The following is a 19,207-nucleotide window of genomic DNA, read 5'->3' as shown; positions in this document are numbered from 1 at the left end:
CCGGGACGTACACGCGACCATGCGCAAGGGAATGTCGGTGTCGCAGAAAAGTCAGCACGTATTCACGCATATTTTATTTGCCCGGGGTGTAGATTCATCTCAAGGACGACGTGGAGTACGCGCGTTGGCCCCGCTCCTCATTCGTAGCAGGTCGTCTGGCTGAGTCGGCAGATGATGGTTGTCGCTTCGCTGTTTTCCGTCTCCACCCACTTTACGACGGACGTTTAGATGGTTGCCATGATGCCGCTTCACGCCACTACCGCACGCTTTGAGCGCAGTACGTTGCTCCCCACTCTGAAGAAGAGCGGGCGGCCGCGTGATGCACGCGGGCGCTTCATTCGCCATCACGAACGTCTGCCGGTGTCGCCGGCCGATACCCGCGGCGCCTTGTTCGTGGTGTCGGAGATGGCGGACTTCATCAAGGCTGGCGGCCTGGGCGATGTGGCGGCGGCGCTGCCGCGCGCGCTGCGCCATCGCTACGACGTGCGGGTACTGATCCCCGGCTACCGCGCAGTGCTGGCGCGCGCGGGCAAGGTGGAGATCGTCGGCCGGGTACTGGCGCATGCGGCACTGCCGGCCTGCGACATCGGCCGCATCGTGCAATCGGACGGCCTGCCGATCTACATCCTGCTGTCCAAGGAATTGTTCGAGCGTGACGGGTCGCCTTATGTGAGCACCAGCGGGTCGGAGTTCGAAGACAACGCGATCCGCTTTGCCACCTTGTCGCATGCCGCCGCGCAGATCGCCGCCGGCCACGCCGGGCTGGGCTGGAAGCCGCGCCTGCTGCACCTCAACGACTGGCCGTGCGCGCTGGCTGCCGCCTATGTGCGCTGGTCCGGCGGCACCACGCCGTGCCTGTTGACCATCCATAACCTGGCCTACCAGGGCCTGGTGCCGTATTCGATGGCCGCTGCGCTGGGCATCCCCGCCGAGCGCGTGGCCGAGCTGGAGTTCTACGGGCAGATGTCGTTCCTGCGTGGCGGCATCGTGCATGCCGACCACGTCAACACGGTCAGCGTCAGCTATGCCCAGCAGATCACCGGCCCGGCGCAGGGCTGTGGCCTGGACCGCCTGCTGGCCGGTCGCGCCGCCAAGGGCGCGCTGACCGGCATCGTCAACGGCATCGACGCCAGCTGGGACCCGCGCACCGACGAATATCTGGACACGCATTTCAGCGTGAATCAGTGGCAGGGCCGGCAGGCCAACGCCGCGCAGGTGCGCAAGGCCTTCGGGCTGCGCGAGAGCACCGGCCCGCTGTTTGCGGTGGTGTCGCGGCTGGTGCACCAGAAGGGCCTGGACCTGATCTGCGAAGTCGCCCCGCAGATCGTGGCCGCCGGCGGCCAGATCGCGGTGATCGGCGGCGGCGAGCCGGAGATCGAGCAGCAGGTCGCCGAGCTGACCCGGCGCTATCCCGGCCAGGTGGGTGCCTTCATCGGGTTCGAGGAAGGCCTGGCGCGGCGCATGTTTGCCGGTGCCGACTTCCTGCTGATGCCGTCGCGCTTCGAGCCGTGCGGCCTGAGCCAGATGTACGCGCAGCGCTTTGGCTGCCTGCCGATCGCGCACGCCACCGGCGGCCTGATCGACACGGTGGATGACGGCGTCACCGGTTTCCTGTTCCAGCACGCCAGCGCCGAGGCCTTGCGCCGTTGCCTGGAGCGCGCATTCCGTACCTTCCGCCTGCCCAGCCTGCTGTCGGCGATGCGCCGCGCGGCGATGTTGCGTCCCAGTGGCTGGGATGTGGCGGGCAAGAAGTACCTCTCGCTGTACGAACGCACCGCCGCAACCGCTCCCGCGCTTGCGACGGTGTCATGAGCGAACGGCTGGGCGTGCAGGGGCAGGAGACGGAAACGACGGCGGTGACCATGGACGGGATCTCGGATTCAGCGCAGAGCGTGCAGGCGCTGGCCGATGGCCTGCCTGCCGATGCATTCGCGGTCCTGGGCCCGCATGTCCAGGCCGACGGCCGCCGTCTGGTGCGCGTGTTGGCGCCCGGTGCCGAGGCCATGGGCCTGATCGATCCGCGCGGCAAGTTGCTGGCGCGCATGCAGGCCGGCCCGGTCGATGGCGTGTTCGAGGGCGTGCTGGCGGTCGAAGGACCGTATCGGCTGCGCATCGTGTGGCCGGACGTGGTGCAGGAGATCGAAGACCCTTACGCCTTTGCTGCCACGCTGGACGAATCGATCCTGCTGCAGATCGCTGCCGGCGACGGCCAGGCCTTGCGTTGCGCCCTGGGTGCCCGGCACCTGCGCTGCGACGATGTGCCGGGGGTGCGCTTTGCGGTGTGGGCGCCGCATGCGCAGCGCGTGGCGGTGGTGGGCGATTTCAACGGCTGGGACGTGCGCCGGCATCCGATGCGCCAGCGCATCGGCGGATTCTGGGAGCTGTTCCTGCCGCGCGTGGAAGCCGGCACGCGTTACAAGTACGCCATCACCGCTGCCGATGGCCGCGTCTTGCTCAAGGCCGACCCGGTGGCGCGCCAGAGCGAATTGCCGCCGGCCACCGCCTCGGTGGTGCCGGGCGCGGCAGCGTTCGGCTGGACCGACGCGGCCTGGATGGCCGCGCGCGATGCCAGTGCCGCGCCGGCGCCGCTGTCCATCTATGAAGTGCACGCCGCGTCCTGGCGACGCGATGGGCACAACCAGCCGCTGGACTGGCCAGGGCTGGCCGCACAGCTGATTCCCTATGTGCAGCAGCTCGGCTTCACCCATATCGAGTTGCTGCCGATCACCGAGCATCCATTCGGCGGCTCCTGGGGCTACCAACCGCTGGGGCTGTATGCGCCGACGGCTCGCCACGGCAGCCCGGACGGCTTTGCCCAGTTCGTCGACGCCTGTCATCGCGCCGGCATCGGCGTGATCCTGGACTGGGTCAGCGCGCACTTTCCCGATGACGCGCACGGCCTGGCGCAGTTCGACGGCGCGGCGGTGTACGAGCATGCCGACCCGCGCGAGGGCATGCATCGCGACTGGAATACGCTGATCTACAACTACGGCCGGCCCGAAGTGACCGCCTACCTGCTGGGCAGCGCGCTGGAGTGGATCGACCACTACCATCTGGACGGCCTGCGCGTGGATGCAGTGGCCTCGATGCTGTATCGCGACTATGGCCGTGCCGAAGGCGAGTGGGTGCCCAACGCGCATGGCGGCCGCGAGAATCTGGAAGCCGTTGCCTTCCTGCGCCAGCTCAACAGCGAGATTGCCACGCGCTTTCCCGGTGTACTAACCATCGCCGAAGAGTCCACCGCCTGGCCAGGCGTGACCGCGCCGATCAGCGAGGGTGGGCTGGGCTTCACCCACAAATGGAACATGGGCTGGATGCACGACACGCTGCACTATATGCAGCGCGATCCGGCCGAGCGCGCGCAGCACCATAGCCAGCTCACCTTTGGTCTGGTGTACGCGTTCTCCGAGCGTTTCGTGCTGCCGATCTCGCACGACGAAGTGGTGCACGGCACCGGTGGCCTGCTCGGGCAGATGCCCGGCGACGACTGGCGGCGCTTTGCCAACCTGCGCGCGTATCTGGCGCTGATGTGGGCGCATCCGGGCGACAAGCTGCTGTTCATGGGCGCCGAATTCGGCCAGTGGAACGACTGGAATCACGATCAGTCGCTGGACTGGCATCTGCTCGACGGGGCCGCGCATCGCGGCGTGCAGCAACTGGTCGGCGATCTCAATGCCGCATTGCGACGGGTGCCGGCGCTGTATCGCGGCACGCATCGTGCCGACGGCTTCGACTGGAGCGTGGCCGACGACGCGCGCAACAGCGTGCTGGCGTTCATCCGCCACGATCCCGAGGGCGGCGCACCCTTGCTGGCGGTGAGCAACCTCACTCCGCAACCGCACCACGACTATTGCGTCGGCGTGCCGCGTGCCGGCGGCTGGCGCGAAATCCTCAACACCGACAGTGCCCATTACGGTGGCAGCAACCTCGGCAACAGCGGTCGCCTGGCGACCGAGCCGATGGGCATGCACGGGCACGCACAACGCCTGCGCCTGACCCTACCGCCGCTGGCCACGATCTATCTGCAAGCGGAGAAATAGCAATGAACGAGCGCAATGACACCACGCCGGCATGGGGCGCATGGCCAGCGGGTGAGGGACAGGTGCGCTTCACGCTCTGGGCACCGGATGCCAGGAGCGTGGAGGTGGTCTTCGACGACGGCGCGCGCGTCGCGTTGCAGGCCGCGCAGGATGGCTTCTTCAGTGCGGCGATCGACTGCGCGGCCGATGCGCGCTATCGCTACAGCGTCGATGGTGGCGAACCGGTGCCGGATCCGGCCTCACGCTGGCAGCCCGAGGGCGTGCATGGCCCCAGCGCCGTGCAGCCAACCGACGGCTACGCCTGGCAGAACACCCAGTGGCAGGGACGGCCGTGGGACGAGGTGGTGATCTACGAACTGCATGTCGGCACCTGCGGCGGCTATGCCGGCGTGCAGGCGCAATTGCCGCAGCTGGCGGCGATGGGCATCACCGCGATCGAGCTGATGCCGCTGAGCGCATTCCCGGGCGCGCACAACTGGGGCTACGACGGCGTGCTGCCGTACGCGCCGGTGGAAGCCTATGGCACGCCGGACCAGTTGAAGGCGCTGATCGACGCCGCGCACGGACACGGCCTGATGGTGTTGCTGGATGTGGTCTACAACCACTTCGGCCCGGACGGCAATTATCTGCACAGCTATGCCGCCCCGTTCTTCAACGAGGACAAGCCCACTCCGTGGGGCGCGGCGATCGATTTCCGCAAGCCGCAGGTGCAGCGTTACTTTCTCGACAATGCGCTGATGTGGCTGCACGAATACGGCTTTGACGGCCTGCGCCTGGACGCGGTGCATGCGATCACGCCGAACGCGTTCCTGGATACCTTGCGGCAGACCGTGCAGGCCAGCCTGCCGGCCGGCCGCCACGTGCACCTGGTGCTGGAAAACGAGGCCAACCAGGCCTCGCAGCTGCAACGCGGCTACACCGCGCAATGGGACGACGATTTCCACAACGCCCTGCATGTGCTGCTGACCGGCGAAGCCGAAGGCTATTACGCCGCCTTCGCCGACAAGCCCACCGAGCACCTGGCGCGCGTGCTTGGCGAAGGCTTCGCCTACCAGGGCGAGCCGGACCCGCGCGGGCATGTGCGTGGCGAGCCGAGCGGGGCGCTGCCGCCGCACAAGTTCGTGGTCTTCGCGCAGAACCACGACCAGATCGGCAACCGGGCGCGCGGCGAGCGGCTGAGCGTGCTGGTCTCGCCGCAGCGCCTGCGCGCTGCGCTGGCGCTGACGACGCTGACGCCGATGATTCCGCTGTTCTTCATGGGCGAGCCGTGGGGCGCCGAACAGCCATTTCTGTTCTTCACCGATTTCGGCCCGCCGCTGGACGATGCTGTGCGCGAAGGGCGGCGCCGTGAATTTGCGCACTTCGCCGCATTCGCCGACGAAGCGCAGCGCGCCACCATTCCCGATCCGAACAGCCACGACACCTTTGCTGCCTCGCGCGCGCCGATCGAAGACGCCGCCCGCGGCGATGGCGTGCAGTGGACAGCCTGGTTCACCGCGCTGCTGGGCGTACGCCGCCAGTGGCTGGTCCCGGGGCTGGCACAGGCGCGCGCGGTGGGCGCCGAGGTGCTGGCCGACGGTGCAGTGACCGCCAGCTGGGAATTGCCCGACGGGCTGTGGCATGTCGCCTTCAACGTGGGTGCCGCGGCGGTGCCGATGCCGCCGCTGCGCGGACGCGTGGCGCATGCCGAAAACGTCGCCGCCGACGCGCAGCAGTTGCCGGTCGATGGCTTCATCGCCTGGCATGAGGCGCGCGCATGAGTACGCGCGATCTGAGCAGAAGCGATCTGCATGCGCTGGCCGGCGCGGCCGGGGTGATGGTGGACTGGGTGGATGCCAGCGACCAGCCGCGGCAGGTGGCCGAGCCATCGCTGCATGCGGTGCTCACCGCGCTGGAATTGCCTGCCGGCACCGCCACGCAACGCGAAGACAGCCTGCGTCGCTGCAAGGCGCAAGCCACCGAGCCGGCGCCGCTGCTGACCGTGCAGGTGGCCGAGCTGTTGCCGGTGTCGGTTGCCGCCAACGCCAGCGGCCGTTGGGTGGACGACAGCGGCGCCAGCGAGCCGGCGCGTGCCGATGCGCAGGGCCAGGTGCGTGCGCCGCAGCGTTTCGGTTATTGGACGCTGCAGATCGGCAACCTGACCCAGCAGGTCGCGGTTGCCCCGCAACGCTGTTTCAGCGTGGCCGATGCCTGTGGCCTGCCGGCACCGCGTGCCTGGGGCATGGCGTTGCAGGTGTATTCGGCGCGCAGCATCGACGATGCCGGCATTGGCGATGCTGCGGGCACGGTGGAATGGGTGCGGCATGCCGCACTGGCCGGTGCCGATGCGCTGGCGCTGAGCCCGGTGCATGCCGCGCGCCCGGTCACTGGCGGCTACAGCCCGTATTCGCCCAGCGACCGGCGCTTCCTGGATCCGCTGCATGCCGCGCCGGTGCGCGTGCTGGGCGAGCGCGCGCTGGAGGCCATCAACGAGGTGCCCGGCCTGCGCGAGCGCTTCGATACGCTGCACCACGGCGCCCTGATCGACTGGCCGGCCTCCGCGCAGGCCAAGTGGCAGTTGCTGCGTCATCTGTACACCCGCGTGCCCGCCGATCACCCCGATCTGCTCGCCTTCCGCAGCGAGGGCGGCGCGGCGCTGGAAGGCTTTGCGCGGTTTGCCGCGCAGGATTTCGGCGATGGCGATCCGCAACTGCACGTGTTCACGCAATGGTTGGCGGCGCGCAGCTGGTCCGATGCGCAACGCGAGGCACACGAGCGCGGCATGAAGATCGGGTTGATCGCCGATCTGGCGGTCGGCTTCGATCCCAATGGCGCCGAAGCCGCGGCGGCCGCCGACACCGTGCTGCGTGGCCTGGTGCTGGGCGCGCCGCCCGACGCCTTCAATGCCGACGGCCAGCACTGGGGCATCGGTGCGTATTCGCCCACCGCATTGCGGCGTAGCGGCTATGCGCCGTACATCGCGCTGCTGCGCGCGGTGCTGCGCGACCGCGGCGGCATCCGTATCGACCATATTCTGGGCTTGATGCGGCTGTGGGTGGTGCCCGAAGGGGCCAGCTCCAACGAAGGCGCGTATCTGGCCTATCCGCTGCACGACCTGCTCAATCTGCTCGCGCTGGAATCGTGGCGGCACCGGGCGATCGTGATCGGCGAAGACCTTGGCGTGGTGCCGCCCGGCATCCGCGAGGAACTGTCGCGGCGCGGAGTGATGGGCATCGATGTGTTGATGTTCACCCGCGACGACGACGGCGCCTTCGTCTCGCCGGCGTTGTGGCGGCCGGACGCGTTGGCCACCACCACCACGCACGATCTGCCGACGCTGACCGGCTGGCGCGAAGGCCGTGATATCGACTGGCGGCGCAGGCTGGACCTGATCCAGCCCGCGCAGGCCAAGGACGATGCCGCGGCCCGGATCCAGGATGTGGCACGCCTGGATGCAGCGGTCGAACACACCGGACTCAGCGCTGCGGACGACCCGCTGCTGGGCGCGCTGCGCTTCACCGCCACCAGCGTGTCGCCACTGGCCCTGCTGCCGGTGGAAGATGCGCTGGCGCTGGAAGAACAACCCAATCTGCCGGGTACCGTCGAGGTCCATCCCAACTGGCGTCGACGCCTGCCCGATCCCTTGCCGCATGCGCGCCTGAGTACGGCGCTGCAGGGCTTTGCCGAGGCGCGTCGCGTCGCGGCCGTTTCGGAACCGCATCCATGATCGAGCTTCGCGCCACCGCCCGCCTGCAGCTGCATGTCGGCTTCACCCTGCACGATGCGCTCGCCCAGGTGCCGTACTACGCCGGGCTGGGCATCAGCCATCTGTACCTGTCGCCGATCGGCACCGCAGTGCCCGGCTCCACGCACGGCTACGACAATATCGACCCGACCGTGGTCAATCCCGAGCTCGGCGGCGAAGACGCGCTCATCGCCCTGTCGCAGGCCGCGCGCGCGCACGGCATGGGCCTGATCGCCGACATCGTGCCCAACCACATGGCCACGCATGCGGACAACGCGTGGTGGTGGGATGTGCTGCGCAACGGCCGCAGCGCCAAGCATGCCGACTGGTTCGACATCGACTGGCGCGCGCCCGGGCGCGACGGCAAGTTGTGGCTGGCGGTGCTGGACCGCCCGTATGCCACCGCACTGGCCGAAGGCCTGATCACCCTGGTGGTCGAGGACGACGGCAGCGCGGCACTGGCGCACTACGACCAGCGGTACCCGATCCGTCCGCAGACGCTGGAGGTGCCGGAAAAGGCCGCGCGTGCGCAATGGCTGCGCGACTACAACGACGGCGCCAAGCGCGGCGATGGCCGTCTGCACAAGCTGATCGAGCGCCAGCCGTACCGCCTGAACTGGTGGCGCGTGGGCAACGACATGCTCAACTACCGTCGCTTCTTCGACATCACCTCGCTGGTGGCGTTGCGGGTGGAGCTGCCGGCGGTGTTCGACGCGGTGCATGCGCTGCCGCTGCGGCTGGTGGCCGAGGGCCATCTGGACGGCCTGCGCATCGACCATGTGGACGGGCTGACCGATCCCACCGGCTATGTGCGCAAGCTGCGCAGCCGGCTGGATGCGGCCGGCCGCACCCGCGGGCTCAAGCCCGGCACGCTGGGCCTGTATCTGGAAAAGATCCTGGCGCACGGCGAGCACCTGCCGGCCGACTGGCCCTGCGATGGCACCACCGGCTACGACTTCATGGACCAGGTCGGCGGCGTGCTGCACGACGCGGGCGGCTTCAAGCCGCTGGCGCGTGCCTGGCAGAAGGTGAGCGGGCGCAGTGGCGACTTCGCACAGGAAGAACGCGCCGCCCGCGACGAGATCCTGCGTGGCCCGCTGCAGACCGAATTCAATCGCGCCGTCGGTGCGTTGTCGGCATTGGCGCGGCTGGACCCGCCCACGCGCGAGTTCAGCCCGCAGATGCTTGCGCGCGGCCTGTGCGTGTTGCTGCGCTGGTTCCCGGTGTACCGCACCTATGCCGGTGCCAAGGGCGTGACCGGCAGCGAAGCCGAGCGCCTGCGCGCCACCGCCGCGCGTGCGCGCGAGGGCATGCCGGAGTCCATCGTTGCGGCCGTCGATGCGATCGAACGCTGGCTGCTCGACGATGCCGGCGCCGACCGCGCGCAGGTCGCCCTGCGGCGCATCCTGCGTCGTCGCGTGGAGCAGTTGTCCGCACCGCTCAATGCCAAGTCGGTGGAAGACACCGCGTTCTACCGGCACGGCGTGCTGTTGTCGCGCAACGAGGTCGGCAGCCATCCGACCCACTTCGCCAACGAGGCGGCCGAGTTCCACGCGCAGAATCTCGAACGCGCCAAGCACTTCCCGCGCGCGTTGCTGGCCACCGCCACGCACGACCACAAGCGCGGCGAAGACCTGCGCATGCGGCTGGCGGTGCTGTCCGAGCAACCGCGCTGGTGGATCGAGCAGAGCACCCGGTTCGATGCCTTGGCCGAGACGCTCGAGGCACCGGCACTGGCCGGCGGCGACCAGCAGATGCTCTGGCAGACCCTGGTGGCCGCCTGGCCGATCGGCCTGGGTGCCGACCAGACCGAGCCGCTGGCCGAGTACGCCGAGCGCATTGCGCAGTGGCTGCTCAAGGCCGTGCGCGAGGCCAAGCTGCACACCAGCTGGACCGATGGCTCGCCGGCCTACGAACAGGCCGTGCAGGCCACCGTGGAGCAGGTGCTGTGCAGCCGCGCCGGGTTGCCGCTGCGGCGGGCGCTGCTGCGCGCCAGCAACCACATCGCCGCGGCCGGTGCGCGCAACGCGCTGGTGCAGACCACCTTGCGCCTGACCGTGCCGGGCGTGCCCGACCTGTACCAGGGCACCGAAGGCTGGGATCTGTCGCTGGTGGACCCGGACAACCGCCGCCCGGTCGACTACGCGCAGCGCCAGCAGTGGCTGGCGCAGGCACGCGACTGGAACACGCTGCTGCGCAGCTGGCGCGATGGTGCGGTCAAGGCACGTCTGACCGCACTGCTGCTGCAGTTCCGGGCCGAACATCCGGCGCTGTTCGCCAAGGGCGACTACCAGCCCCTGACCGCGACCGGCAGCGGCGATGCGCAGGTGCTGGCGTTCCGCCGCCAGTACCGCGGGCAGTCGCTGGTGGTGGCAGTCACGCGGCTGGGTGCCGGCAACGTGGGCGATGGCGATCTGCCGCTGCTGGTGCCGCCGGCCAGCTGGGGTCAGGCGGCGTTGGCATTGCCGCAGGCCAGTTACCGTAATGTGCTCGATGGCAGCACGGTGCAGCCGCAAGGCGGCCGCGTGGCGATATCCACGCTGTTTGCACGTGCGCCAGTGGCAGTGTTGTTGACCCCCTAAGAGAACGTACGCAATGAACGACACGGAACGGCAGGCGCGGCTTCGCCAGTTGGCACAGGAGATCTGGGAGGCCGAAGGCCGCCCGGACGGCCACGCAGATCGGCACTGGGCCATGGCCGAGCGCCTGGTGGATGCCGAAGAGCGCGCCGCCGAGCAGGCCGGCCCGCCGGCGAGTGCACGCCAGTAACGGTCACTCTGTCACCTTGCATGGTTCACCCTGCAGGCTGCGCCATGTCAGGGTGAGCGTGCACAGGCACGCAGGCAGCCGCATTCGCTCAGCGTTTTGAGTTCACCGTTCTCAGGAGTTACCGATGGCCACCCGCAAGTTCACTCAGCGCTCGCGCATCCGCGAAGGCCGTCCCAACCCGCTCGGCGCCACCTGGGATGGCCTGGGAGTCAATTTCGCGCTGTATTCGCGCAACGCCACCCGGGTGGAGCTGTGCCTGTTCGACGAGCGTGGCCGCGAGCAGGAGCGCCTGGCGCTGCCCGAATACACCGACGAGGTCTGGCACGGCTATCTGCCCGACGCACGCCCCGGCCAGCTGTACGGCTATCGCGTGCATGGACCCTATGCGCCCGATGCCGGGCATCGCTTCAACCACAACAAGCTGCTGCTGGACCCGTATGCCAAGCAGATCGTCGGCGAGCTCAAATGGGCGCCGCACCTGTTCGGCTACACCATTGGCCACCGCGACAAGGATCTGAGCTTCGATCGCCGCGACAGTGCCGCATTCATGCCCAAATCCGCGGTGATCGACCCGGCCTTCACCTGGGGCCAGGATCGCCCACCGCAGACGCCGTGGAACCGCACGGTGATCTACGAGGCGCACGTGCGTGGGCTGAGCATGCTGCACCCGTCGGTGCCGCCGGAAAATCGTGGCACGTTCTCGGCCCTGAAGACCGACGAGCTGATCGACCACATCAGCTCACTCGGCGTCACCGCGGTGGAACTGCTGCCCGTGCACGCCTTCGTCGACGATCAATACCTGCTGGAAAAAGGCCTGCGCAACTACTGGGGCTACAACACCCTGGGGTTCTTTGCCCCACAGGCGCGCTACATGTCCACGCGCACCGTGGCCGAGTTCAAGCAGATGGTGGCGCGGCTGCATCACGCCGGGCTGGAAGTGCTGCTGGACGTGGTCTACAACCACACCGCCGAAGGCAACGAGCTTGGGCCGACGCTGTCGTTCAAGGGCATCGACAACGCCAGCTACTACCGCCTGGCCGACGATCGCCGCTTCTACATCAACGACACCGGCACCGGGAACACCTTCGACCTGACCAATGTCGGCGCGCTGCGCATGGTGATGGACTCGCTGCGTTACTGGGTGCAGGAAATGCATGTCGATGGCTTCCGCTTCGACCTTGCCACCATCCTCGGGCGCGAGCGCTACGGCTTCGATCCATCGGGCAGCTTTCTCGACGCGGTGCGCCAGGATCCGGTGCTGAGCCAGACCAAGCTGATCGCCGAGCCCTGGGATATCGGTCCAGGCGGTTACCAGGTGGGCAATTTCCCGCCGGGCTGGGTGGAGTGGAACGACAAGTTCCGCGACAACGTGCGCGCGTTCTGGCGTGGCGACGGCGGCCAGCTGGCCGAACTGGCCACGCGCCTGACCGGTTCGGCGGACCTGTTCAACCACAGTGGGCGTCGCCCCACCGCATCGGTCAATTTCGTCACCGCGCACGATGGCTTCACTCTGCGCGATCTGGTCAGCTACGAAGGCAAGCACAACTTCGCCAACGGCGAAGAGGGCAGGGACGGCAGCGACCACAATATCTCGGCCAACTACGGTGTCGAGGGCGACACCAACGACCCGGCCATCAAGCAGCTGCGCCGTCAGCAGATGCGCAACCTGCTGGCCACGTTGCTGCTTTCGCAAGGCACGCCGATGCTGTTGGCCGGCGATGAGTTCGGCCATAGCCAGAACGGCAACAACAACGCATATTGCCAGGACAACGAGCTGACCTGGATCGACTGGACTGCTGCCACCAAGGCCGCCGCCGCCGATCAGGCTGCGTTCGTGCGGCGGTTGATCCGCATCCGCCAGCGCTATCCGTTGCTGCATCGCGCCCGCTTCTTCGATGGCAAGTTCGATGAAGCGCTGGGTTTGAAGGATCTCACCTGGCTGGCGCCGGACGGCCACGAGATGGACGAAGCCAGCTGGCACGACCCGGAAGCGCGCGCGCTGATGCTGCGGCTGGATGGCCGCTCGCCGACCACCGGCCTGCGCGAGATCGCCGCCAACGTGACCTTGCTGATGCTGATCAATGCCGCCTCCACCAGCGTGTCGTTCACGCTGCCGGCGATGCATGACGAGCACTGGCGCGTGCTGGTCGACACCGCGCGCCACGGCGGCCGCGTGGTGGCCGGCGGCAGCGAATGGAAGGCCCCGGCGCACTCGCTGACCTTGCTCGCAGTGGAGCGCGATCGCATCGCCAGCAGCGCGCGCATCGTCTCCGAGGGCGCGCGCTGATGGCGGGGGTGATCTGATGGATGTGTTGCTGGCAGGGGCCACCGGTCTGGTCGGTAGACATGTCCTGCAACAACTCCTGGCCGATGCGCGCTGTACCGGCGTGGTGGCGATCACGCGCCGGCCGTTGTCCCAGATCCACCCCAAGCTGCGCAACCAGGTGATCGATTTCGATCGCCTGGACCACTGGACCGCACCGCGCATGGAAGCGGCCATCTGCGCCCTGGGCAGCACGATGAAACAGGCCGGCTCGCGCGAGGCGTTTTACCGCATCGACCACGATTATCCGATGGCGCTGGCACGCGCGGCCTGCGCGCAGGGCACCTCGGTATTCGTGCTGAATTCGGCCGCCGGTGCCGATGCGCACTCGCGCATCTTCTACAACCGCGTCAAGGGCGAGCTGGAACGCGACCTGCGCGCGGTCGGCTTTCCCTCGCTCACCTTCGTACGCCCGGGGCTGATCGGCGGCGAACGCGAGCAGCGGCGCACCGGCGAACACATCGGCAGCCTCGTGCTGGGCGCGCTCGGTCCGCTGCTGCCACGCCGCTTCCGCCTCAACCCGGCCGAACGCATCGCCGCCGCCATGGTGGGCGCCGCGCTGGCACCGGCGCGAGGGGAGCACAGTGTCGAGGCGGCGGAGTTGGCTGACTAAGGTCGCCGTCGTTCCCGCCTCGCGGCCGCGTCGCGAGGCAGTCAGATGGAGCGTCGGGTCGGCTGCCTCGTAGGAGCGCGCTGGCGCGCGATGAGGTGTTGCCGATAAAGCTCCGTCGCGCGCAGGCACGCTCCTACAACTGCACGTGCAGCGAAATGGAGGACTGGTTGTCGCCTGTCTCGTAGGAGCGTGCTGGCGCGCGATGAGGCGTTACCGATAAAGCGCCATCGCGCGCAGCCACGCTCCTACAGATACACGTGCAGCAGAATAGAGGCCTGGTTGTCCGCTGTTTCGTAGGAGCGCGCTGGCGCGCGATGAGGCGTTACCGATAAAGCTCCGGCGCGCGCAGGCACGCTCCTACAAATGCATCTGCAACAGGAGGGGTCTTCGCTAGCACACGCACGCCACTCACACCCCCAACGACTGCCCACCATCCACCGCCAGCACCTGCCCGGTGATCCAGCGCGCCTGTTGCGATGCAAGAAACAACGCCGCATCGGCGATGTGCTGCACCTGCCCGAACCCGCCGAATGGGATGCTGTCGCGGATGCGTGCATACAGGTCCGGCTCTGCGTCGCGACGCCGCGCCCATAGCCCGTCGGGGAACTCGATCGAACCGGGCGCGATCGCGTTGACGCGGATGCGCTCGCGGGCGAGCTCGGCGGCCAGCGTGGTGGTGTAGTAATTCAGCGCCGCCTTGGCGGTGGAATAGGCGATTGCGCGTGGCGTGGGGCGCTGCGCATTGATCGAGCTGATGTTGAGGATCACCGCCGCAGCGCTGCTGCGCAGGTAGGGCAGCGCGGCGCGATTGCAGCGCACTGCGGCCATCAGGTCGATCTCCAGGCCGGCCTGCCAGCTGGCATCGTTGTTGCCGTGTCCATAGCCGGAGGCGTTGTTGATCACCACATCCAGGCCATCCAGCGCCTGTGCTGCGGCCTGCACATAGGCCTCGATCTGCGCAGCATCCGACAGGTCGCAGGCGAAGGTATGGACCGGCCTGCCATGTGGTGCCAACACCTGTGCGGCCTGTGCCAGGCCATCGGCATTGCGTGCGCACAGCGAGACTTGCGCGCCGTTGCGCACGAACGCGTCGGCAATGGCCAGGCCGATGCCACGGCTGCCGCCTGCGATCAGCACGCGTTGATTGCGCGGCGAAATTTGCGTGGGTGCTGCGGAAATGGACATGGCGGACACTCGATCGGAAACCGATATTATCGAGCAGCCCGGTCATGACGCGGTGCCCGGTGCCGTTGCAGTGTTGAATGCATCATCGCAATGTCTGCTGTCCGTTCCACTCTTCCACCGCTTCTGCCAACGAGGCGCTGGCCAGCGCGCATAGCGGGCTGGCGATCTACTGCGCTCATCCCCAGGCGCGCGCCGGCCGGTGCCCGGAATTGCCATGTGCCACGCGTGGACTCAGGTTCTGAGCGCGCCGTCCACACGCCCCGAGCGATTGCTCGCTACGTTTTGTCAGTCACCCTAATGGCGGTGCGCAGCACTGCGCTACGCGCCAGCTTGGAAGCCATGCACCGGCACCTGTCTGCGGTCGCGTGCGCTGTCATCTGCGTGCAACACGGTGTGCGCGCAGCTTGCGACGCAAGCCTCATCACCAAGCATGATCAGCTCATGCGTTTTCGGTTGTTCGCTACTAACCATTTGTTTACACGCTTGCATCGCGCTGCGGGCAAAACGTGCGGGTCATTCAGTGGGAGTTGCACATGGAAACCCATATCACCGTCATCGGTGCCGGCTTTTGCGGCACCGCGCTGGTCCGTGCACTGGCGCAGACGGCCGATGCGCAGGTGCGCATCACCCTGGTCGGCGTGGCCGACACCTTCGGCAGCGGCATCGCCTATGGCGCCGCACGGCCGGAGCACCTGCTCAACGTGCGCGCCAAGGACCTGGGAATTGATGCGCAGGCGCCAGGCGCCTTCGCCGACACCTTGCACCTGGGCGATAGCGGGCGGCTGGAATTCCTGCCGCGGCTTGCCTATGGCGATTATCTGCGCAGCGAGCTGGATACCGCGGTCAGCGGCGCGCAGGCGTCGATCGTGCGGCTATCGCAGGAAGCGGTGGCGGTGGAGCGTGCACGCCAGGGCTTCCGCGTATTCCTGGCCAATGGCGACGCCTTCCACAGCGACCGGGTGGTGCTGGCGGTGGGCGCATTGCAGCCGCAGGCGCTGGCCGGCATCGGCCCGCGGCTGAGCGTGCATCCGCGCTATATCGGCTGGCCGTGGCAGGGCGATGCCCTGGCGCGCCTGGCGCCGGACGACGACGTGCTGATCGTCGGCACCGGGCTGACCATGGTGGACGTGGCATTGACCCTGCACACGCGCGGGCATCGCGGTCGCCTGCTGGCGATTTCGCGGCGCGGCCTGGCGCCGCAGGCGCATCTGCGCCAGCCGGGCGCGGCGCTGGAGTTGCCGCCGCATCTGCAGCGCGCACTCAAGGATGCCGACCTGCGCGGCCTGCTGCGCGGCGTGCGTCAGCTGAGCGCCGTGGTCGACGACTGGCGACGCGTGGTGGATGCCTTGCGCCCGCATCTGCAACCGCTGTGGCAGCGGCTGGCGTTGCCGCAGCGTGCGCGTTTCCTGCGCCATCTGCGCCCGTATTGGGAAGTGGCGCGGCATCGGGTTGCGCCAGGCGCGGCGGAGCAGCTGGCACGATTGCAGGAATCGGGGCAGCTGCAGATCGTTGCAGCGCGGCTGCTGCGTGCACGTTGGGTGCCCGATGGCGTGGAAGCGGTGATCCGCCCGCGTGGATCGGCCGACGCGCAGACCGCTCATTACGATGCGGTGATCCGCGCCACAGGGTTGGATACCGATATCGACCGCACCAGTGACCCGCTGATCGCCGGCATGCGCGAAGCCGGGCTGCTGCGTGCCGACCCGCTGGGCCTGGGCGTGGACACCGATGCGCAACTGCGCGTGCGCGACGGTGCCGGGCAGATCGTGCCGGGGCTGTATTGCGTGGGCCCGCTGTTGCGCGGGCGTTACTGGGAAATCACCGCCGTGCCGGAGTTGCGCGTGGCCACGCGCGCCCTGGCAGAACGTCTGTTGCTGGGGGCGATGCCGGCGTTACAGCCAGAGCCGGAACAGGTGCCGCGCGAGGTCAATGGGCGTTTGTAGCGAGATGTGCGTTCATTCCGACGTCTTTACGGACGGCCGGGCGTTGAAGCTTCGACGATCGCGGGTTCTAGCCCTTCTCCCATCGAGAGAAGGTGACGCGCCCGCGCCGGATGAGGGTACGCGCGCAGCCTCGTGTGGTTAAAGATTCTCTGAAAAAGGTCATTCCGGTCGACGCGCCAGCCGTAGGAGCGGACCTGGCCGCGACTGGGGCGTGACCGGCACCCGCGCAGCGCGTTACGCGTGCATCAGACACTTGCGTGATGCGCATACCGACTGCCGACTGCCAACTGCCGTCTTCGCCCTGTCATTTTTTTCCGGCGCGGAAGACGCCCGATCACGCTGCAAGCAGCCTCTGCGCGCACGGGCATAGCCCCCATCCGGCAATTGCGTGCGGGCTTCGCCAAACAGCGCAATCATGCCGCGTGATGCGTAGCGAAGCGCAGCGGTGCAGACAGGACTAGGTCATGGTGATCGCCCTGGGCAGATGACCGTCCAGGGCGTTTGATTCCCCCGTCCGCCTGGAGTCCGCCATGCCCCGTCTTGCTCCCGCCACCTTGCTCGCCACGCTGTGCGCCTGTGCGCTGCCCGCCTGGGCCAGCGAATCGCTCAATACGCGTGCTGAAGTGCTCGCAGCCCTGGAATCCGGCTACGACGTCAGCCTGACCACCGACCTTGGCCGCTGCACACCCGAAGAAGGCACGCCCGTCACGCAGACCCGTGGCGGCCGCCATATCGACGCGTACCGCATCACCGAAGACGGCACCGCCGCGTTCTCCGGTTCGCACTTCACCGTGGCCAACGACGGCAAGCCGATCCAGCAGTTCATGCGCTACCAACTGCGCCCGGATGGCAGCGTGCGTTTCACCACCTACATGTACGACCTGCCGGGCCTGCAGCAACGTGGGCCGGTGCTGGCGTATCAATGCACGATCAATCAAGGCATCCGCTTCCACGCCGATTGAGCGCGTTGCACCGTGACGGCTGCAGGCTGCAGGCTGCAGGCTGCAGTGCAGCGCCATCGCGTTGCCCTGCGGCCTGCAGCGGTCGGGTCGCGTGCCGATGCCATGCAATCGCCGCGGCTGGCGATTGCATGCTCGGGTCTTGCCTGGGTCACGTCACCGCGGTGACGACTGCTGCACTGCCACCGCCTCGGCGGCGCTGGATTGCCAGCCTCCGCCCAGTGCCCTGAAGGTGGCCACTGCGCTGCGCGCTGCATCCGTGCGCGCCTGCACCTGCGCATCGGACGCGCGCAGCAGCGTGTCGTCGGCATTCAGCACTTCGATCAGGCTGACCGCGCCTTTCTCATAGGCCAGCGCCGAGGCGCCACGCGCCTTGCCAAGCGCCTCCACTCCCTGCGACAGCACCGCCGCCTGCTGCTCGCGCTTGACCAGCGCGGTGAATGCATTTTCGACGTCCTCGGTGGCGCGCAGGACCGCCAGGCGATACGCCGCCAGTTGCTCGGCTTCCTGACCCTTGGCCTGGGCGATCTGCGCATTGATGCGGCCGAAGTCGAACAGCCGCCAACGCAGCCCCAGCACACCGGACGACTGCGCGGCATCGCCGGTGAACAGGTTGCCGCCGGAGATGGCCGTGGCGCTGCCGAGCAGGCCGCTGAGCGAGAACTTGGGGTAGTACTCGCTCATCGCCACGCCGATGCGCGCGTTCGACGCTGCCAGCCTGCGTTCGGCGGCGATCAGATCGGGGCGGCGGCGCAGCAGGTCGCCGGGCGTGCCTGTGGCGGCGATCTGCGGTGCAAGCGGAATCGGCTTGGTGGCGGCCAGTTCCGCACGGTGCGTGCCGGGCGGCACACCCAACATCACGTCCAGGGCGTTCATCGCCGCGACCAGGCCACTTTCGATGCCGGGCACCGACGCCTGCGCCTGCGCAAGCGCGCCTTGCGCCTGCTGGAGTTGCAACTCGGGCGCCAGTCCCTTGCCATGCAGCAGCGTCACCATCGACACCAGCCCCTGCTGGGTGGCGACCTGGCGCTGGGCCACCTCCAGCCGGGCCTGCAGGCCGCGGATGCTGATGTAGATATCGGCGGTCTGCGCCGCCACCGCCAGGCGGGTGGCGGCGGCACCGGCTTCGCTGGCCTGGTAGTCGGCCAGGGCGGCCTGGCGCCCGCGACGCAGGCCGCCGAACAGATCCAGTTCCCAGCTCGCGCCCAGGTTGGCTTCGTAGGTGCTGGCATAGCGGTCGAAGTTGGGCGTGCTGCTGAGCACCTGGCCAAGCGGCGTTTCCAGCGACTGGTAGGCGCGGGTCGCGTTGCCGCTGATGTTGCCCGAAGGCAGCAGCGCGGCGGTGGCGGCGGTCAGCCCGGCGCGGGCCTGGGTGACGCGTGCGGTGGCCTGGGCCAGGTCCAGGTTCTGCGCCAGCGCCTGGGTGACGTAGCGGCTCAGGTCCGGGTCGTTGAAGCCGGTCCACCAGGTGGCCAGGTCGGCCTGCACGGTGGCCTGGCGTTCAGCCACGGCGGCCTGGCCAAGGTAGCGATCCGGCACGGGCGCGTCCGGGCGGGCGTAGTCGGGGCCGACCGCACAACCTGCGGCGAGGCTGGCGGCAATAAGCGCTGCAAGGGTGCGGAGTGGCATGAGGAGACCAAAGTGGCGAAAC

The 19,207-nt window shown here is 68.2% G+C and carries 12 protein-coding genes and 1 other RNA gene; 11 read left to right on the top strand and 2 right to left on the bottom strand.

What is annotated here, in order from left to right; translation table 11 throughout:
- Positions 1 to 228: 228 nt before the first annotated feature.
- The 8 genes from glgA (at position 229) to EO139_RS02630 (ending at position 13,469) form a co-directional block, all read left to right on the top strand.
- Positions 229 to 1,812 (top strand): glycogen synthase GlgA, encoded by a 1,584-nt coding sequence (gene glgA / locus EO139_RS02665; protein WP_164739275.1) that lies wholly within the window; start codon positions 229 to 231, stop codon positions 1,810 to 1,812.
- Positions 1,809 to 4,040, top strand: a complete 2,232-nt coding sequence (locus tag EO139_RS02660; RefSeq protein WP_126969216.1) for a 1,4-alpha-glucan branching enzyme — start codon at positions 1,809 to 1,811, stop codon at positions 4,038 to 4,040. Before glgA ends, EO139_RS02660 begins: the two co-directional genes overlap by 4 nt.
- Before the next feature lie 2 nt (positions 4,041 to 4,042).
- Positions 4,043 to 5,800 (top strand): malto-oligosyltrehalose trehalohydrolase, encoded by a 1,758-nt coding sequence (gene treZ / locus EO139_RS02655; protein ID WP_126969215.1) that lies wholly within the window; start codon positions 4,043 to 4,045, stop codon positions 5,798 to 5,800.
- Positions 5,797 to 7,746 (top strand): 4-alpha-glucanotransferase, encoded by a 1,950-nt coding sequence (gene malQ, locus EO139_RS02650; protein WP_164739691.1) that lies wholly within the window; start codon positions 5,797 to 5,799, stop codon positions 7,744 to 7,746. Before treZ ends, malQ begins: the two co-directional genes overlap by 4 nt.
- Positions 7,743 to 10,346 carry a malto-oligosyltrehalose synthase gene (gene treY / locus EO139_RS02645; RefSeq protein ID WP_126969214.1) on the top strand — a complete coding sequence of 868 codons (2,604 nt, stop codon included), beginning with the start codon at positions 7,743 to 7,745 and terminating at the stop codon, positions 10,344 to 10,346. Before malQ ends, treY begins: the two co-directional genes overlap by 4 nt.
- A 13-nt stretch (positions 10,347 to 10,359) precedes the next feature.
- The gene (locus EO139_RS02640) at positions 10,360 to 10,533 is read left to right on the top strand and encodes a DUF2934 domain-containing protein (RefSeq protein ID WP_104649120.1); all 174 of its coding nucleotides are present in this window, start codon (positions 10,360 to 10,362) and stop codon (positions 10,531 to 10,533) included.
- A 124-nt stretch (positions 10,534 to 10,657) separates the two neighbouring features.
- Positions 10,658 to 12,820, top strand: coding sequence for a glycogen debranching protein GlgX (gene glgX, locus EO139_RS02635; RefSeq protein WP_115675758.1), 2,163 nt, complete (start codon positions 10,658 to 10,660; stop codon positions 12,818 to 12,820).
- 16 nt (positions 12,821 to 12,836) lie between these two features.
- The gene (locus tag EO139_RS02630) at positions 12,837 to 13,469 is read left to right on the top strand and encodes an NAD(P)H-binding protein (protein WP_115675759.1); all 633 of its coding nucleotides are present in this window, start codon (positions 12,837 to 12,839) and stop codon (positions 13,467 to 13,469) included.
- A 408-nt stretch (positions 13,470 to 13,877) separates the two neighbouring features.
- Here EO139_RS02630 and EO139_RS02625 read toward each other — a convergent pair whose 3' ends face one another.
- Positions 13,878 to 14,654 carry an SDR family NAD(P)-dependent oxidoreductase gene (locus EO139_RS02625; protein ID WP_126969213.1) on the bottom strand — a complete coding sequence of 259 codons (777 nt, stop codon included), beginning with the start codon at positions 14,652 to 14,654 and terminating at the stop codon, positions 13,878 to 13,880.
- A gap of 214 nt (positions 14,655 to 14,868) precedes the next feature.
- On the opposite strand from EO139_RS02625, the gene EO139_RS02620 reads away from it, so the two are divergent.
- The 3 genes from EO139_RS02620 (at position 14,869) to EO139_RS02610 (ending at position 17,559) form a co-directional block, all read left to right on the top strand.
- Positions 14,869 to 14,945: non-coding RNA, sX9 sRNA (locus tag EO139_RS02620), on the top strand.
- Between the two features lie 242 nt (positions 14,946 to 15,187).
- Positions 15,188 to 16,597: an FAD/NAD(P)-binding protein gene (locus EO139_RS02615; RefSeq protein ID WP_164739690.1), complete on the top strand. Its 1,410-nt coding sequence runs from the start codon at positions 15,188 to 15,190 to the stop codon at positions 16,595 to 16,597.
- Positions 16,598 to 17,127: 530 nt separating this feature from the next.
- Positions 17,128 to 17,559, top strand: a complete 432-nt coding sequence (locus EO139_RS02610) for a VirK family protein (RefSeq protein ID WP_104534466.1) — start codon at positions 17,128 to 17,130, stop codon at positions 17,557 to 17,559.
- Positions 17,560 to 17,712: 153 nt separating this feature from the next.
- Here EO139_RS02610 and EO139_RS02605 read toward each other — a convergent pair whose 3' ends face one another.
- The gene (locus EO139_RS02605; RefSeq protein WP_119130341.1) at positions 17,713 to 19,185 is read right to left on the bottom strand and encodes an efflux transporter outer membrane subunit; all 1,473 of its coding nucleotides are present in this window, start codon (positions 19,183 to 19,185) and stop codon (positions 17,713 to 17,715) included.
- Between the last annotated feature and the right edge of the window lie 22 nt (positions 19,186 to 19,207).

It is taken from the genome of Xanthomonas sp. BRIP62411 (genome assembly GCF_003993525.1).
Lineage (GTDB): Bacteria > Pseudomonadota > Gammaproteobacteria > Xanthomonadales > Xanthomonadaceae > Xanthomonas > Xanthomonas euroxanthea.
The sequence above is the reverse complement of the archived record's forward strand: the minus strand, read 5'-3'. Positions and strand labels throughout refer to the sequence as shown.